The organism is Geodermatophilus siccatus (assembly GCF_900103785.1).
Lineage (GTDB): Bacteria > Actinomycetota > Actinomycetes > Mycobacteriales > Geodermatophilaceae > Geodermatophilus > Geodermatophilus siccatus.
The window spans coordinates 20886-37398 of record NZ_FNHE01000002.1 but is presented as its reverse complement, the minus strand read 5'-3'; the positions used below and the strand labels follow the sequence as shown (position 1 = coordinate 37398).

At 73.0% G+C, this 16513-nt stretch carries 14 protein-coding genes; 8 read left to right on the top strand and 6 right to left on the bottom strand.

What is annotated here, in order from left to right:
* Positions 1–25 precede the first annotated feature (25 nt).
* From BLS21_RS03495 to BLS21_RS03480, 4 genes are all read left to right on the top strand, one after another.
* Positions 26–1072 (top strand): zinc-dependent alcohol dehydrogenase family protein, encoded by a 1047-nt coding sequence (locus BLS21_RS03495; protein ID WP_217635963.1) that lies wholly within the window; start codon positions 26–28, stop codon positions 1070–1072.
* A gap of 118 nt (positions 1073–1190) precedes the next feature.
* Positions 1191–2471, top strand: coding sequence for a glycosyltransferase family 4 protein (locus BLS21_RS03490; protein ID WP_091213927.1), 1281 nt, complete (start codon positions 1191–1193; stop codon positions 2469–2471).
* Between the two features lie 287 nt (positions 2472–2758).
* Entirely contained in the window at positions 2759–3136 is a 378-nt protein-coding gene (locus tag BLS21_RS03485) for a YybH family protein (protein WP_091213926.1), read from the top strand.
* A gap of 36 nt (positions 3137–3172) precedes the next feature.
* Positions 3173–3490 carry a hypothetical protein gene (locus BLS21_RS03480; protein WP_091213924.1) on the top strand — a complete coding sequence of 106 codons (318 nt, stop codon included), beginning with the start codon at positions 3173–3175 and terminating at the stop codon, positions 3488–3490.
* 69 nt (positions 3491–3559) lie between these two features.
* Here the strand turns inward: BLS21_RS03480 and BLS21_RS03475 are convergent, their stop codons facing one another.
* Positions 3560–4384 carry a polysaccharide deacetylase family protein gene (locus BLS21_RS03475; protein ID WP_217635962.1) on the bottom strand — a complete coding sequence of 275 codons (825 nt, stop codon included), beginning with the start codon at positions 4382–4384 and terminating at the stop codon, positions 3560–3562.
* Positions 4385–5102: 718 nt separating this feature from the next.
* Between BLS21_RS03475 and BLS21_RS24945 the strand changes: the two genes are divergently transcribed.
* A complete protein-coding gene (locus tag BLS21_RS24945; RefSeq protein WP_175479397.1) occupies positions 5103–5708 on the top strand; it encodes an N-acetylmuramoyl-L-alanine amidase in 606 nt (201 codons plus the stop codon).
* Positions 5709–5946: 238 nt separating this feature from the next.
* Here the strand turns inward: BLS21_RS24945 and BLS21_RS03465 are convergent, their stop codons facing one another.
* The 5 genes from BLS21_RS03465 to BLS21_RS03445 form a co-directional block, all read right to left on the bottom strand.
* Positions 5947–7848 carry an acyl CoA:acetate/3-ketoacid CoA transferase gene (locus BLS21_RS03465; protein ID WP_091213919.1) on the bottom strand — a complete coding sequence of 634 codons (1902 nt, stop codon included), beginning with the start codon at positions 7846–7848 and terminating at the stop codon, positions 5947–5949.
* 13 nt (positions 7849–7861) lie between these two features.
* A complete protein-coding gene (locus BLS21_RS03460) occupies positions 7862–9226 on the bottom strand; it encodes an MFS transporter (protein ID WP_091213917.1) in 1365 nt (454 codons plus the stop codon).
* 816 nt (positions 9227–10042) lie between these two features.
* Positions 10043–10510 carry a hypothetical protein gene (locus BLS21_RS03455; protein WP_139177004.1) on the bottom strand — a complete coding sequence of 156 codons (468 nt, stop codon included), beginning with the start codon at positions 10508–10510 and terminating at the stop codon, positions 10043–10045.
* Positions 10511–10614: 104 nt separating this feature from the next.
* On the bottom strand, positions 10615–12090 hold the full coding sequence (locus tag BLS21_RS03450; RefSeq protein WP_091213913.1) for a sugar porter family MFS transporter: 1476 nt from the start codon (positions 12088–12090) through the stop codon (positions 10615–10617).
* Between the two features lie 91 nt (positions 12091–12181).
* Entirely contained in the window at positions 12182–13126 is a 945-nt protein-coding gene (locus BLS21_RS03445) for an ROK family glucokinase (protein WP_091213911.1), read from the bottom strand.
* A gap of 339 nt (positions 13127–13465) precedes the next feature.
* Here BLS21_RS03445 and glgC point away from each other — a divergent pair, with 339 nt between their 5' ends.
* The 3 genes from glgC (at position 13466) to BLS21_RS03430 (ending at position 16255) form a co-directional block, all read left to right on the top strand.
* Complete coding sequence (glgC, locus tag BLS21_RS03440) at positions 13466–14704, top strand: glucose-1-phosphate adenylyltransferase (RefSeq protein WP_091213908.1); 1239 nt, start codon at positions 13466–13468, stop codon at positions 14702–14704.
* A 288-nt stretch (positions 14705–14992) separates the two neighbouring features.
* Positions 14993–15496, top strand: a complete 504-nt coding sequence (locus BLS21_RS03435) for a cupin domain-containing protein (RefSeq protein WP_175479396.1) — start codon at positions 14993–14995, stop codon at positions 15494–15496.
* A gap of 315 nt (positions 15497–15811) precedes the next feature.
* The gene (locus BLS21_RS03430; protein WP_091213903.1) at positions 15812–16255 is read left to right on the top strand and encodes a TIGR03618 family F420-dependent PPOX class oxidoreductase; all 444 of its coding nucleotides are present in this window, start codon (positions 15812–15814) and stop codon (positions 16253–16255) included.
* Positions 16256–16513 lie beyond the last annotated feature (258 nt).

Genomic DNA, 16513 nt, shown 5'->3' with positions numbered 1-16513 from the left:
CCGAGACGACGACGGAGGAGAGCAGATGACCGTGATGAGCGGCGTCCGCCTGCCCGGCGACAGCACCGTCCAGCACGTCGAGGTCGACGTGCCGACACCGGGGCACGGTCAGGTGCTCCTGCGGATGAAGGCGTCGTCGATCTGCGGCAGCGACATCCGGGCCATCTACCGGGAGCACCTGGGCACCGGGCCGGAGGCGTACCAGGGCGTCATCGCCGGGCACGAGCCGTGCGGCCAGGTCGTCACCGTCGGCCCCGGCGCCCGGCGGCTGCAGCCCGGCGACCGCGTGGTCGTCTACCACATCGCCGGCTGCGGCGTCTGCGAGGAGTGCCGCGCCGGCTACATGGTCGGGTGCACCTCACCCCTGCGCGCGGCGCACGGCTGGCAACGCGACGGCGGGCACGCCGAGTACCTGCTGGCCGAGGAGGCGACCTGCATCCTGCTCCCCGAGCCGCTGTCCTACGTCGACGGGGCCCTGATCTCGTGCGGCTTCGGCACCGCCTACGAGGGGCTGCTGCGACTGGGGCTCTCCGGGCGGGACCGGCTGCTCATCACCGGGTTGGGGCCGGTCGGTCTGGCGGCCGCCATGCTCGGTCGGGCGCTGGGCGCCGGGCCGATCATCGCCACCGACGTCGCACCCGAACGGCTGCGGATGGCGGAGGACCTGGGCCTGGTCGACCACGCCGTCCCGGCCGACGAGCGGGCCACGGCCACCATCCGCGGGCTCACCGACGGCCGCGGCTGCGAGGCCAGCATCGACTGCTCCGGCAGCGGCGCCGCGCGGGTGGTCGCCCTGGAGAACACCCGGACCTGGGGACGGTGCGCGTTCGTCGGTGAGGGCAGCCAGATCAGCTTCGCGGTGTCGGAGCTGCTCATCCACAAGCAGATCACGCTGCACGGCTCGTGGGTGACCTCGCTGCGGCACATGGAGGAGCTCCTCGAGCACCTGGTGCGCTGGGGCCTGCACCCCGAGCGCATCGTCACCCACCGGTTCCCGCTCGACCGGGCCGACGAGGCCTACCGCGTCGCCGACCGGGGTGCTGGGGGCAAGGTCTGCATCGTCTTCGAGTGATCCGACCCGTCCCGGGTGGACCGGAGAGCGCCGGACGGCGAGGGAACCGGCCGCCGGACCCGTTCTCCTGGCGGCGACACACCGGACGGCGAGGGCGCCGGTCCCGCACCCTGACCCGATGCGCATCCTGATCTGGCACGGCTATCTCCTCGAGGGCAGCGGCTCGAACGTCTACACCCGGGAACTCGCCCGGGCGTGGAGCCGGATGGGCCACGAGGTCGTGGTCCTCTGCCAGGAGCCGCACCCCGAGCGCTACGACCTGGGCGGCGCGGCGGTCGTCCGGCCGGGTCTGCCCGGGCCGCTCCCGGTCTTCGTCATGGGACCGTACGAGGACGTGCAGCCGCGGCTGTTGACCGAGATGGACCGCGTTGATCGGGAGGGGTTCGTGGCGGCGAACGCGGCGGCCGTCCGGGCACAGGGCCCCGCGGACCTCCTGCTGGTCAACCACGTGCTGCTCGGCGCTCCGGTGGGGGCCGCGTCCGGGCTGCCCTACGTCGTCAAGGCGCACGGGTCGGAACTGGAGTTCGCCATGCGGGGGGACGCCGAGTTGTGCGCCTGGGCCCGGGAGACCCTCTCCGGCGCGGCTGTCGTCCTGGCCGGGTCGCGCCACGTGTCCGGCGTCCTCAGCGAGCTCGTGGGCGTGGACCCCGAGCGGGTCGCCGTCGTCCCCCCGGGCGTGGACGTCGAGGCGCTGCGCCCCCGCGAGCGGGCCGCCGCCCTGACCGCGCTCGTCGAGGAGAGCCTGCGGGATCCGGCTCACCCGGCCGGGGGTCACGACGAGCGGCTGCCCGACGTGGGCAACGCCGAGCGACTGGCGGCGTTCCTGAGCGGGGACCGCAGGACGGTGTTGTACGTCGGCAGCCTCAGCGCCGAGAAGGGGGTCTCGCTGCTGCTGGAGGCCCTGCACGGACTGGACGCCCGCGCGGTGGTCGTCGGCTTCGGCCCGGCCCGTGCCGAGCTGGCGGCCGCGGCCGGCCCGGACGTCCTGTTCACCGGCCCGCTGCAGCACCGCCACCTGGCCCACCTGTGGCCGCTGGCGGACGTCAGCGTCGTCCCCTCGGTCTTCCCGGAGGCGTTCGGCATGGTGGCTGCCGAGGCCGCGGCCTGCGGGTCACCCCCGCTGGTCGCCCGGCACTCCGGCCTGGCCGAGATCGCGGCCGGCCTCGAGGAGGAGTACCCGCCGCACCTGCGCCACCTGGCGTCCTTCACCAGCGGGGACGTCGAGGACCTCCGCACCCGGCTGGGCGAGCTGCTGGACCTGGACGCCGGGTCCTGGCGAGCGCTCTCCCGAGGAGCCCGCAGGGCCGCCGTCCGGCTGTGGAGCTGGGACCACGTGGCCGGCCGCATCCGCGAGCTCGCCGCCGTGGCCGGGGACGACGGGCCGGGAACCGGGCGGTGACGGCGCGGCGCTCCGTCGCGCCCCGCGACCGTCACCAGCGGTCCACAGGAGACGCAGGACCGCGATCAGCGCGACCGGGCAGGAGACCTCCGGCACCTCGTCCACCCGTGGACGACGCGCGCCGTCGCCGTCCACCCGTCGTGTCGCCGACCGTCCTCGTGCACCGGTGAGTCCGCTGCTGCGCTGAGTCCGCTCCTGCCGTGCTGGGCGTGTCCGGGCGCGGGCGGGTCTTGTCGGGGTCACTGGCCCTCCCGACGCTGGACCCCTCACAGCAGAGGGGAGCAGCCATGGCGCGCAACGACATCGACGCGCTCAACGCCGCCTTCGTGCAGGGCCTGGAGAAGGGCGATCCCGGGCTGATCGCCTCGGTCTACGCAGAGGACGGCCGGGTGCTGGCACCGGGGTCCGAGGCGGTGAGCGGCCGGGCGGCGATCGAGCGGTTCTGGCAGGGCGCGCTCGGCCAGGGACTCACCGGGGGCAGCCTGTCGACGGTGTCCCTCGAGGAGCAGGGCGACCTCGCCGTCGAGGAAGGCCGCTACGAGCTGACTGCCGGGAACCAGGTCGTCGACACCGGCAAGTACGTCGTCGTCCACCGGCGGCAACCCGACGGCACGTGGAGGTACGGGATCGACATCTGGAACTCCGACCAGACGCCGCCGTCCTGACCGGACCGGGCGTCGGTGACAGAGGAGGGACCTCGAATGGGCCAGATGTACCTGCAGCGCTTCGCCTACCGCGACGGCGCGACCCGGTCCGAGATCGACGCGGCCTGGGCGGAGGCCTTCGAGACGTTCGCCCGCTCGGGCAACTGGGGCGGAGTGGACAGCGGGGTGACGCACCACCGGACGTACGGCACGGGCTGGGGCGGTTACGTGCTGATCGAGGTCGACGACCCCGAGGCGTTCGGCCGCTACCAGGCGCACCACAACCAGACCTACGCCTCGGCGGTGAACATCACCTTCGAGCCGCTGTGGGACCTGGACGCCGCTTCCGCGGAGACCATCGACAGCCTGAGGTGACGCTCGGGTCGGCGACGCCGGGCGGTGGATCGTGGGTTCGCGGCCGACCTCTCCCGTGGAGTCCCTGGGTCACCCGGCCGCGAGGCGACGGCGATCCCCCGTGGAGAGCAACGCGTCCAGGGTCACGAAGGCGTAGCCGGCCGCACGCATCCGCTCGATCACGTCGGGCAGCGCGTCGGCATCCAGGGTCGTGCCGTCGTCCGGGTTCGCCCCGAGGTGCATCAGCACGATCTCCCCGGGTCGAAGGGCGTCCACCGCCCGGTCCGCCACCTCCTGTGCGCTCATCCCGCCGCTCGTGCCCTTCCATCCCAGCGTGTCCACCGTCCACCGCACGGCGACGTACCCGAGGTCGTTGACCGCGGCGATGGTCCGCTCGTCCCGGTCCCCGAACGGGAAGCGGAACAGTGGCCGGGGATCAGCTCCCGCGGCGAGGATCCGCTGCTCCGCGCCCTGCACCTCGTCCCGGATCGCCCGGTCCGGCAGCGCGGGGAAGTGGGGATGGGTCATCGAGTGGTTGCCCAGGCGGTGGCCGTCCGCGTGGATCACCGCGACGCCGTGCGGGTTGCTGCCGACCCACTGTCCGGTCAGGAAGAAGGTCGCCGGCACCTGCCGGTCGGCGAGGGTCCTGAGGATGCTCGGCAGGCCCGCCGAGTCGGCACCGGCATCGAACGTGAGCGCGACGACGCGGTCCACGGTCGGGATCTCGGTGACGTCCTTGCCGCGCAGGTGATCCGGGACGGCCGACGGGTCCGCGGTCGTCGACTCCGGGGTCGGGGTCGTACCGGTGGACGGCGACGCCGGCGCAGCGCTCCCCGCACCACGCCCGGTGCTGTCCCCCGGGCCGTCGCCGCAGGCCGCCGACAGCGCCGGGGGCGTGTCCACCGGGGCTGCCATCGACCGGCCGGATGTCCGGGGATCCTCGTGCACGCACGTCGTCATCGTCTGCTCCCTGGCGTCCGGGCGTTCAGCACATCGCGGGACCGGGCCGCAGGCAAGCGGCTGCGACCTCCCGGACCCGTCCAGGACCAACGGCACGACCGACGGAGGTCAGCGGTCCCCTCCCGGGCGAGCGCGCCTCGGGGGTGCGGCGTCCCGCCGGAACCCCCACCGCAGGCTCGGCAGCGTGCCCCAGGTCCCGGCTGGAGGGACGTCCGGGACGGCCCTCGTGGCCTGTGTCGAGGACGCGAGGACCGGCGACGCCTGGAGAGCCCTCGGCGTCCCCGGTCCGTCCCGCTCCGCTCGACAGGTTGAGCCGGGGGAAGGAGCGGGTATGCAGACGTGCCGCAGTCGTCGGCCCACCTCGTGGCAGAGGAGGGGGCGGGACAGGGATGTGGACCTGCGCCACCCGGGCCGTCGCCTGCGCCGTGCGGGGCGGTGTGAGCGGTGCTGGCTCCGTCGAGGTGCTCGCCGGCGCCACGCCCACCGAGCAGCCGTGAGGACGGTGGACCGGTGTCGAGGCGTACCGGCGGCTGGGGACGCCGGCGCTGCGCCGCCACAGGCCCTGGGTCGACGCGCCTTCCTCGTCGGCTCGGCCGCGACAGCTCTGGCGATCCCACTCGTCGCAGTGATGCCTGAGGAGGCCCGGGCCCGAACCCCCTTCAGGGGGGTCGACGTGCGTCCGCGAGCCGACTGGGCTCGAGGTCTGGCCCCCACGGGTCCGTTGCGGCAGGAGCGACCAGGCGACACCCGCTTCCTGCTCGTCCACCACACCGCCTCGGCGAACGACTACGACCCCGGCGACGTGCCGGGTCTGCTCCGCGGCTTCTACTGGTTCCACACCGGCCCGGACAGGAGGTGGCCGGACGTCGCCTACAACTTCTTCGTCGACCGGTACGGCACGGTGTGGGAGGGCCGGACCGGCAGCCTGGCCGGTCCGGTGATGGCCGATGCCACCGGTGGCAGCGAGGGGTTCGCCCAGTTGTGCTGCTTCATCGGCAACCACCAGGTCGAGGCTCCGACTCCGGCAGCTCGGAGCTCCATGACGGCCCTGCTGGCAGCGCTCGCGGACACCTATGGCATCGAGACCGCGCCGGGGGCCACGACCACCTTCGTGTCCCGCGGGTCCGACCGCTGGCCGGTCGGTACCACGGTGACGACCACGACGATCGCGGGACACCGGGACATGTCCCGCACCACGTGCCCTGGTGATGCCGCTCATGAGCTCGTGCGGGACGTGTTCCCCGCCGCGGTCACCGCGCTGAGGCCGACCCCACCCTGACTCCCCACCCACGACCTCGACCGGCGCCCCGGAGCGGACCACTGCGTCGGCCGCCGTGCCCTACCAGGGCCGTCCTGCCGATCCACGCGGAGCCGCAGCACGATGGCGGCGATGACCAGGATGGCCTGGCGCCGCCGCGGCGGCCGGTGACGCCCGGCCGACGCGTCCCCGTCAGTGGTGCCGACGCGTCCCCGTCAGGTGGTGCTCCGGGCGTGACCACGGTGGTCGAGGAACGCGCTCAGCGAGGGTGCTCGCTGAAGTTGGCGTAGAGATCGTGCTCGGTGAACTCCCGGCCCAACTGGCGGCGGAAGAACGCGTTCGTCGAGTAGCGGGTGGAGGAGAGGAAGAAGCGCTCCTCGTTGCGCCTGACCATGGCGAAGAAGGGATCCGCCGCGTCCGGGCCGAGGTCGAAGTTGTCGTAGTTGACGACGACGTGCACCCGCCGGTCGAGCGCGGAGAAGCGGCGGTCGAGCTCCCGGGCCAGGTCGTCGGCGTCCTGCGCCGTTGCCAGCCGCAGCCCCTCGAAGTTGACGTAGACGGTGTCGGTGGCCGCGTCGAACCGGAAGCGCTCCGCCATGGCGACGGGAGGTCGGTCGCGCAGCCCCATCGGCCGGTCGCGGAAGATCGCTGCGTCCATCGCGCACAGGTCGTCGCCGATGACGGGAGCGACGTCCATGTGGGCCAGCACGTCCCGTTCCACGTCGACGCCCGGGGCGACCTCGACCAGCTCGAGGCCCCGCTGGGTCAGCCGCAGGACGCACCGCTCCGTCACGTAGTGGACGGACTGCCCCCGCTCCGCTGCCAGGCGCCCGTTGAAGGTCACCTGCCCGACCCGGTCGCGGAACTTCGCGACCGCGCCGGTGTCGTCGACGACCAGCGCGCCGTCCCGCACCGCCACCCGCGAGCGGGCGGTGAACGTGCCGAGGAAGAAGACCGCCTTGGCGTTCTGGCTGATGTTGATGAAGCCGCCCGCACCGGCGACCCGGCGACCGAACCGGCTGACGTTGACGTTCCCCTCCGCATCGGCCTCGGCCATGCCCAGGAACGCCTGGTCCAGCCCGCCGCCGTCGTAGAAGTCGAACTGGTACGGCTGGTCGATGATCGCCTGCGGGTTGGCGACGGCGCCGAAGCTCAGCCCGCCGGCCGGGATGCCGCCGACACCGCCGGGCTCGACGGTCAGCGTGATCAGGTCGAGGATCCGCTCCTCGGCAGCCACCGCCGCCACCCCCTCGGGGATGCCGATCCCGAGGTTCACCACGGCGTTCGTCGACAGGAACATCGCGGCGCGACGGGCGATCACCTTGCGCGCGTCGAGGGGCATCGGGGCCAGCCCGGTGCTGGGCGCGGTGATCTCCCCCGTGTAGGCGGGGTTGTAGGCCTCGGCGAAGGTCTGACCGTGGTGGCCGGGCTGCGCGACGACGACCGCGTCGACCAGGATGCCGGGGACCCTCACCTCCCGCGGGCTCAGCGTCCGGTGCTCGGTGACCCGCTCGACCTGCACGATCACCACTCCGCCGGAGTTCTTGGCCGCCTGCGCCATCGACAGCACCTCGAGGGTGAGCGCCTCCCGCTCCATGGTGATGTTGCCCTCGGGGTCGGCCGTCGTCCCGCGCAACAGGGCCACGTGCACCGGCTGCGCGGGGAAGAACAGGTGCTCCTCCCCGCGCAGCGTCACCAGCTCGACCAGTTGCTCCGTGGTGCACTCGTTCATCCGGCCGCCCCCGTGGCGCGGATCGACGAACGTGCCGAGCCCGACCTTGGTCACCACACCCGGGCGCCCGCCGGCGACCTCCCGGAACAGGTGGCTGATCACCCCCTGCGGCCAGCAGTACGCCTCGATGCGGTCGTCGAGGGCCAGCGCGCCGAGGCTCGGCACGAGCCCCCAGTGCCCGCCGATGACCCGGCGCACCATGCCCTCGGCACCGAAGTGGTTCAGCCCGCGTGTGCCGCCGTCGCCCTGGCCCGCCGCGTAGACCAGGGTGAGGTCCCGCGGCGAGCCGGTGGCCTGGAACCGCCGTTCCAGCGCGAGCGCCAGCTCCTCGGCGAACCCGACGCCGACGAACCCGCCGGTGGCGACGGTGTCGCCGTCGAGGACGATCTGCGCCGCGGCGTCGGCCGAGATGACCTTGTTGCGCCGCACCGGACGGCGGGGCTCAGCGCCGGCCGGCGCCGGCCGGCGCCCGATCGGCGGCGGGGTCCCGCGTCAGGTCGCTGTGCGCGGTCTCCCGGCTGAGCACGACGGCGATCACCGTGAGGACCGCGGCACCGGCGAGGTACAGCGAGATCGGCAGGGAACTGCCGTACTCCAGCAGCAGCGCCGTGGCGATGATCGGCGCCAGGCTGCCCGCCACGATCGAGGACACCTGACCGGCCACCGACAGGCCGCTGTAGCGCACCTGGGTGGAGAACAGCTCGGAGAAGAAGGACGCCTGCGGCCCGTACATCGCTCCGTGGAGGACCAGGCCGATCGTGCCGGCGAGCGCGAGCAGCAGGAACGACTGCGAGTCGTACAGGGCGAAGAAGACGAAGCCCCACACCCCGACGCCCACGGCCCCGACCAGGTAGACCGGGCGGCGGCCGAACCGGTCGGACGCCGCCCCCATCGCGGGGATGGCCGCGAAGTGGACCGCGGAGGCGATGAGCGCCGCGTTCAGCGCCGTGCCCCGTGAGACGCCCGCCTCACCGGTGGCGTAGGCCAGCGCGAAGGCGGTGAAGATGTAGTAGCCGATGTTCTCCGCCAGGCGGGCGCCGATGGCCAGGATGATCTCCCGCGGGTACTCCTTGAGCACCTGCACCACGGGCAGCTTGGGCGCCTCCTCGGCCTTGGCGGACTGCTCCCGGGCGGCCCGGAAGACCGGCGACTCCTCGATCGAGACCCGGATCCAGAGACCCACGCCCACCAGCACCGCGCTGAGCAGGAACGGGATGCGCCAGCCCCAGGACTCGAACTGCTGGTCGGTGGTGAACGCGGAGACCAGCGCGAGGACGGCGACGGCGAGGAGGTTGCCCGCCGGCGCACCGGCCTGGGGCCAGGAGGCCCAGTACCCGCGTCGCTCCGGCGTGCCGTACTCGGCGGCCATGAGCACCGCCCCGCCCCACTCGCCGCCGAGGGCGAAGCCCTGCACCAGCCGGAGCAGGATCAGCAGGATCGGCGCCCAGACGCCGATCGCCCCGTAGGTCGGCAGCAGGCCGATGAGGAACGTCGCGCCGCCCATCAGCATCAGCGTGATGACCAGCATCTGCTTGCGGCCGACCTTGTCGCCGAAGTGCCCGAAGACGATGCCCCCGATCGGCCGGGCCGCGAAGCCCACGGCATACGTGGCGAACGCGAGCAGCGTGCCGACGAGCGGGTCGAAGTCGGGGAAGAACAGCGTGTTGAAGACCAGCGCGGCGGCCGAGCCGTAGAGGAAGAAGTCGTACCACTCCACGGTCGTCCCGACGAGGCTGGCGCCGACGACCTTGACGATGGACGTGCGCGACGCCGGCGGGACAGCGGCTTCCTGGTGAGACCTGGACAAGGCTCATCCCCTCTGCGTGTGGAGGTTGCGGATGTCTCCGGCCGAGGGGCGGGAGCCCCCGGCGATCGAGCCGGCCGGTCGCTCACGGGCGGCCGGCTCAGCGTGCGGGACTGGTGCAGCGGCGGCGCGAGGGGCGACCGGGGAGGCCAGGGGCCCGGCGCCGGACACGGGGCACGGCCCCCGCGGAGGCCGTGGTGCAGGTGGCCGCCGGAGGTAGGCGGCTCGGCGCCGCACCGGAACGGGCAGGGCCCGCGGACGACTGCGCAGATCCACGGTCACCCCCTTGCTGCCCCAGCTCCGGCGACAGCATCCCGGGGTTGCGGCACATCGGCCAATTGTGGGCGTTCCTGATCCGCTGACGGGTGACGCGAGTGCCTTCTCGGCCCACGCCCGCGCATCGGCCTCGTCGTCGTCCGTGGTGGTCCGGTGGAGGGCCGCGGTGCGCCGCCTGCCGTCCCGATCGAGGGGGCCCCCAGCGGCACGCAGACCTCCACCCCGCGAGTCGATCCGGTCACCACCACCGACCGTCGGCCGACGATGCCGGTCCGGGTCGGCTCAGGAGCAGCTCGTCGCCCGACGCCGGGTCGGTGCCAGGGATCGACGGTGCTCGTCGGTGGTCGCCACACGGCCGACTCGTCGAGGGCCCCTGCGGCTCGACGCTGCGCGCCGGCTGACCGGGGAGGTGCCGCATCTCCCCGTCGGGCGTCGGTCACCGCGAGGAGGGAGGTGATGCCCCGCACGGCAGGCGGTGAGGGCGGTCGTTCCTCCGATCGCTCCGGTGGTGGTGATGGCGCCGCCCGCCCCGGAGTCGTCCGGTCAGGCCCGGCTGACGACCGTGGTGACCGGCAGACCGAAGCGGCGCTCGACCTGGTGCGGGACGTCCGATCCGAGCCAGCGCGAGACCCGCTTGGGCAGGGTCGCCACGATGACCTCGTCGAAGTCGTGGTCCCTGAGGGCCTCCTCGATGGCCGCCAGCGGCTGAGGGCTGCCGAGATGCCCCTCGGCCTCGACTCCCGACTCGGCGAGGCCGGCCAGCATCCGGGACAGTCGCTCCCGGGCCTCCTCGGTCGCCTCCTCGTCGGTCTCGGGCCCGCCGTAGCCCGTGGCCATGCTCGGCATGGGCACGACGCCACCGGCCGCAGGCACGACGTGGTAGTGGGCGGCGCGGGTGTTGGGCACGAGCACGTAGAACGAGGACTCACCCGCCACCGCACGCTTGCGGATCTCCTCCTGGAGTTCCCGCCCACCGAGGGTCTGGTTCGCGACGACGAGATACCTGCGCATGTGATCGACCTCCACCTGTCGACCTACGGGGGGAGTCTAGGAACCCGACCTGCCGCCGGGCCAGGGTCCGCGCGCGTGCGGGGCGACGAGCGCGGGAACGGCCGTCAGCCGGAGTGACCAGCACCGCCACGGACCGCCCCGGCGTCGGCGTGCATCTCCTCCAGCTCGACGCCCTTGGTCTCCCGCACCCAGCGGAGCACGAAGACGAAGGACAGCACCGCGCACACGGTGTAGAAGCCGTAGGCCAGGCCGAGGGACGCGTCGCTCAGCACCGGGAAGCTCACCGTGATCAGCCAGTTGGCCACCCACTGGCCGCCTGCGGCGAAGGCCAGCGCCGCGGCGCGGATCCGGTTCGGGAACTTCTCGCCCAGCAGCACCCAGACCACCGGCCCCCAGGACATGCCGAACGCGACGACGAACAGGTTCGCCGCGAGCAGCGCGATCGGGCCGGTCGCACCCGAGAGCACCGGGTTGCCCTCGGCGTTGAGCGGTGCGGTCCCGAAGATGACCGTCAGGGTGCCGAGCGTGACGGCCATGCCGACCGAGCCGATGAGCAGCAGCGGCTTGCGGCCGAAGCGGTCGACCGTGGCGATCGCGATGAGGGTGGTCGCGATGTTCACCACGGAGGTGATGACGGTGATGACGAAGGCGTCGTTCTCGCTGAAACCGACGGCCTCCCAGAGGATGTTCGAGTAGTAGAAGATGACGTTGATCCCGACGAACTGCTGGAAGACCGACAGCCCGAGGCCGACCCAGACGATCGGCAGCAGCCCGGTCCGCGGGGCGCGCAGGTCGGCCCACGACGGCGGCTTCTCGCGCTGCATGGTCTCCCGGATCCGGTTGATCTTGATGTCGATGCCGCGCTCCCCCAGCAGGGTGCTGAGGATCCGCCGCGCCTCGGGGATCCGGTGGGTGGCGATGAGGTAGCGCGGGGACTCCGGGATGGTCAGGGTCAGCACGCCGTACAGCACGGCCGGCACGGCCATGGCGAGGAACATCCAGCGCCACGCCTCGAGGCCGAACCAGAACTCCTCCCGGGACCCGCCCGCCCCGGCCGCGAAGAGGTAGTCGACCAGCAGGGACAAGAAGATGCCGGTGACGATGGCCAGCTGCTGCAGCGAGCCCAGACGACCACGGATCCGCGCCGGGGCGACCTCGGCGATGTAGGCCGGAGCGATCACCGACGCGACGCCGACGCCCACGCCGCCGACGATCCGGCCGAGGACCAGGACCACCAGGTTGGGCGCGAACCCGGTGATCAGCGCGCTGACGAAGAACAGCACCGCGGCCACCTTCATGGTGAACAGCCGGCCGAAGCGGTCGGCGAACCTCCCGGCGGTCAGGGCACCGGCCGCGGCGCCGAGCAGGGCCGAGGCCACGGCGAAGCCCAGTGGGCCGGGGGCCGCGTTGAACCGGTCCTCGACGGCGGCGACGGCACCGTTGATCACCGCGCTGTCGTAGCCGAAGAGGAAGCCGCCCAGCGCGGCCACGGACGCGATCCGCACCGCGCTGCGACCGCTGCCGGTGTCGCTCTCGTCGTAGATGGACGCGTGCTGGTCAAACGAAGCGTGCTCGCTCACCGGATCCCCCTCCGCCGTCCCCCGCGCTCCACCGTGTGCCGACTGGCTCTGCCGTCCGACATCCCCCGCGAGTCCTCTGCCCCGTACTGCCTCACCGGCGTCGCGCGAGGTCGGCCGCGCCGACGATCCCGGCCTCGGGGCCGAACTCGGCCAGCCGTACGGCCGGCACCTGCCGGTACGCGCGCGCGGTGATCCGCTCCTGCAGCGACCGCTCCGCCGGCTCGCGCAGCAGCTCCCCGGCGGCGGAGACCCCGCCACCGAGCACGAACAGCTCCGGGTCCAGGACCGCGGTGAGCGCGGCCATGCCCTGACCGAGCCAGGTGCCGATCACCCGGAACGCCTCCAACGCGGCCTCGTCCCCGTCCTGCGCCGCACGCGTCACGTGCAGCCCGGTGATCGCCTCCGGCCGGCCACCGGCCAGCTCCAGCAACCGACCGGCGATGGCCGGTGAGACCGTGGCGAGCTCCTGGGCCTCGAGGATGAGCGCCCGGCCACTGGCGTAGCGCTCCCAGCAGCCACGGCCGCCGCAGCCGCACCGCCGTCCGCCCGGCTCCACCGTCACGTGCCCGAACTCCGCGGCGATGCCCTGCCGCCCCCGGTACAGCTCCCCGCCGGTCACCAGGCCGCCGCCGAGGCCGGTCCCGACGGTGAGGACGACGACGTACTGCTGCCCCCGCCCGGCACCGAAGCGGGCCTCGGCCCAGGCCGCCGCGTTGGCGTCGTTCTCCACGACGACCGGCAGCCCGCACCGCTTCTCGACGTTCACGCGCAGCGGCTCGTCGCGCCAGGCCAGGTTGGGCGCGAAGACCACGGTCGATCGCGCGGCGTCGACGAACCCGGCGGCCCCGATGCCGACGGCCTCGACCTCGTGGGAGGCCTGCAGCTCCCGGACGACGTCGGCGATGATCTCCTCGATCCTGGCCGGGTCGTGCGACGGTGTGTCGCGCCGGGCGCTGGCGACGATGCCGCCCTGCTCGTCGACCAGGCCGGCGGCGACCTTGGTCCCGCCGATGTCCACGCCGATCGCGAGTGCCATGGTCGCCCCCCGGTGCTGGGTGCGGTGTGGTCCAGAGCACTGTGGACTCTGCTCCCTTCCCGCACCTGGTGCCACCGGAACTGGGTCCGGTGGGCCGGCGGCGCGGTCGGGTCCTCGGGCTGCCGGTCCGCCGTCCGCGGTCGGACCGGAGTGCCGGGGACCGGCCGGCTCCGGTGACTCCCGCGGATGTCCCCGGCTCCGGTTCCGATCAGGTGCCCCCACGAGCATGATGTGACCCGGCTCACGGGAAGGTCTCGCTCGAGGCCCGGAGCCACACGCGCACCCACCACGGGACGACAGGTCGTCGAGGCCCGTGGCGGGCGGCTCAGGAGGTGGGGGATGGCGGAGCCGAGGATCCTCGGGATCGTGCTGGCCGGTGGTGCGGGCACACGGCTCGCGCCGTTGACCGAGGACCGGGCCAAGCCCGCCGTCCCGTTCGGCGGCCTCTACCGGCTGATCGACTTCGCCCTGTCCAACCTCGTCAACGCCGGCATCCTCAAGATCGCTGTGCTCACGCAGTACAAGAGCCACAGCCTCGACCGGCACATCACCACGACGTGGCGGCTGTCGAACCTGCTCGGCAACTACGTCACCACGGTGCCGGCGCAGCAGCGGCTCGGCCCGCGCTGGTACACCGGCTCGGCCGACGCGATCCTCCAGTCGCTGAACCTCATCAACGACGAGCGCCCCGACCTCGTCGTCGTCTTCGGTGCCGACCACGTCTACCGCATGGACCCGGGGCAGATGTGGCGCCAGCACCTCGACGGGGGCGCCGGGGTGACGGTCGCGGGCATCCCCGTGCCCCGCCAGGAGGCCACCGCCTTCGGTGTCATCCAGACCGCGGACGACGGACAGCGGATCGAGGCGTTCCTGGAGAAGCCCGCCGATCCACCCGGGCTGCCCGGCCGCCCCGACGAGACCTTCGCGTCCATGGGCAACTACGTCTTCAGCACCGAGGCGCTGCTGGACGCCCTGCGAGCGGACTCCGCCGACGAGGACAGCAAGCACGACATGGGCGGCGACATCGTCCCGCTGCTGGTCGGGCAGGGCGCGGCGCAGGTGTACGACTTCACCACGAACGACGTCCCCGGGGAGAAGGCCGGCACCGAGCGCTACTGGCGTGACGTCGGCACGCTGGACTCCTACTTCGACGCCCACATGGACCTCTGCGCGACGATCCCGGCGTTCGACCTCTACAACGAGCGCTGGCCGATCCTCACCCACATCCCGTCCCGGCCGCCGGCGAAGTTCGTGCACGACGACGGCGACCGGGTCGGCCGGGCGATCAGCAGCATCGTGTCCAACGGCGTCATCGTCTCCGGCGGCTGCGTCCGCGAGTCGGTGCTCTCCCCCGGTGTGGTCGTGCACAGCTGGGCGTCCGTCGAGCGGTCCGTGCTCCTGGACGGCACGCACGTCGGCCGCCGGGCCGTGGTCCGCGATGCGATCGTCGACAAGAACGTCCGCATCGGCGAGGGCGTCGAGATCGGCGTCGACAAGGACGACGACCGCGCCCGCGGTCTCGTCGTCTCCGCGGCGGGCATCACCGTGGTCGGCAAGGGACGGGAGATCATGAAGTGAGGGCGGACGCCGGCGACCGGCCGAGGGAGCGATGCTGATCCGTCTGCCGTCTGCCGTCGGCCGCGGGTCCGCGCCGGGCCGTCGAGGTGCTCGCCGACGCCCTCGACCGGTAGCCCCCGGACCACCTCCGCCGGGGCAGCAGTCGCTCCGCCCGACTGCCGCACGCCTCGCCGAGGCGGCCGAGGACGCCGTTCCACGGCCGTGCGCGGTCATCGACGGGTCGCCTGGACCGACGACCTCGAGCACACGTGCACCGGCATGGGGAGGGAGCCCGGGACAGGAGTGGCGATGGGTCAGGACCCCGGCAGCCGGATCATGATCCGGCCCGGCGAAGGCGCACCGGTGCACGGGATGGACATGGCTCACAAGGTGGACGCACACCATCTCGGCGGTCGTCTGCTCATCATGGAAGGTCAAGTCGCTCCCGGTGCGCTCGTCCCGCCGCACACCCACACCCGTGAGGACGAGTGCTCCTACGTCATCTCCGGGAGAGTGGTGTTCCAGGTGGGTGAGGACATCGTCACGGCCGATGCCGGCAGCTACGTGATCAAGCCTCGCGGGGTGTCGCACGCCTTCTGGAACCCCGGCGGCGAGCCCGCGCGGGTGATGGAGCTGCACGTGCCGGCGACGTTCGCTCGCTACTACGACGAGGTCGGCGTGATCTTCGCCGACTCCGCGATGACCGAACAGGAGCGGCGCGAGGCCCTGGAAGCACACCATGCTCGTTACGGCGTGACCTTCCACTGGGACCGCGTTGCGGATCTCGTCAGTCGCTACGGCGTCAAGCCGTGAGCCGCTCAGGCCACTCCCGGACGGAGGAACGGCCTGACCGATGAAGGACTCGGACCGAGGGCACCCGCACCCCGATCCCCGCACCAGCAGGCCGTCACCATCGCGTTCATGGCGGTGCACCGCCGTCCCCCAGGCCGCCTCACCGACAGGGTCCCGCAGCCGCGAACTCCCCCGCGGGCCGTCGACGGCGACCACCGACAGGGCTCGTGCCGACCCGCCGGACGCCTGGCACCCACTCCGCCCACGGCCGTGGCCGGTTCGTCGAACCCGAGCAGCCGACCTGAGCCGCCCTGGCGCCGGTGCGATGGTCTGGGTGTGACCACCCTCGACGACGTCGCGGCCCTCGCCGCCACCGAACACCACCTCGCGGTCGTCTCCACGCTGCGGGCCGACTCGACCATCCAGGCCTCGGTGGTCAACGCCGGGATCCTCGCCCATCCGGCGACCGGACGGCCGGCGCTGGCCTTCGTCACCTACGGCCGGGTCAAGCTGGCCAACCTCCGCGCCCGCCCGCAGGTGACCGTGACCTTCCGGCACGGCTGGCAGTGGGCGACCGTGGAAGGACGGGCGCAGCTGGCCGGGCCCGACGACCCGCAGCCGTGGCTGACCCACGCCGACCAGCTCCGCCTGCTGCTGCGCGCGGTGTTCACCGCAGCCGGCGGCCGGCACGACGACTGGGAGGAGTACGACCGGGTCATGGCCGAGCAACGGCGCACCGCCGTGCTGATCGATCCGAACCGGATCTACAGCAACGGATAGGCAGCACCGCAACCGTCCCCCTCGGACCGGTGGACCCGGCGACCACCGTGCCCCGGAGTGGCTCTGACCGGCGCGGCGGCGGCCCTACGCAGACGCGGACGCAGCGCCGGCGGCTCACCAGGGCGGTGACGGTGGAGGACCAGGCCGCTCATGTGCGCCGGTCCCTGACCTGCGGAGAGGTGTCGGAGGACCGCGTCGTGTCCGGCGGACCCGCGCCCGTTCGCCCGAGCAAGCGCACGGAGCGGGTCGTGCAACCCG

Bases quoted from the DNA above. Each gene is read 5' to 3' on its own strand.
- BLS21_RS03495 (WP_217635963.1), top strand. From the start codon at position 26: ATGACCGTGATGAGCGGCGTCCGCCTGCCCGGCGACAGCACCGTCCAG.
- BLS21_RS03490 (WP_091213927.1), top strand. From the start codon at position 1,191: ATGCGCATCCTGATCTGGCACGGCTATCTCCTCGAGGGCAGCGGCTCG.
- BLS21_RS03485 (WP_091213926.1), top strand. From the start codon at position 2,759: ATGGCGCGCAACGACATCGACGCGCTCAACGCCGCCTTCGTGCAGGGC.
- BLS21_RS03480 (WP_091213924.1), top strand. From the start codon at position 3,173: ATGGGCCAGATGTACCTGCAGCGCTTCGCCTACCGCGACGGCGCGACC.
- BLS21_RS03475 (WP_217635962.1), bottom strand. From the start codon at position 4,384: ATGGCAGCCCCGGTGGACACGCCCCCGGCGCTGTCGGCGGCCTGCGGC.
- BLS21_RS03455 (WP_139177004.1), bottom strand. From the start codon at position 10,510: ATGCGCAGGTATCTCGTCGTCGCGAACCAGACCCTCGGTGGGCGGGAA.
- BLS21_RS03445 (WP_091213911.1), bottom strand. From the start codon at position 13,126: ATGGCACTCGCGATCGGCGTGGACATCGGCGGGACCAAGGTCGCCGCC.
- glgC (WP_091213908.1), top strand. From the start codon at position 13,466: ATGGCGGAGCCGAGGATCCTCGGGATCGTGCTGGCCGGTGGTGCGGGC.
- BLS21_RS03435 (WP_175479396.1), top strand. From the start codon at position 14,993: ATGGGTCAGGACCCCGGCAGCCGGATCATGATCCGGCCCGGCGAAGGC.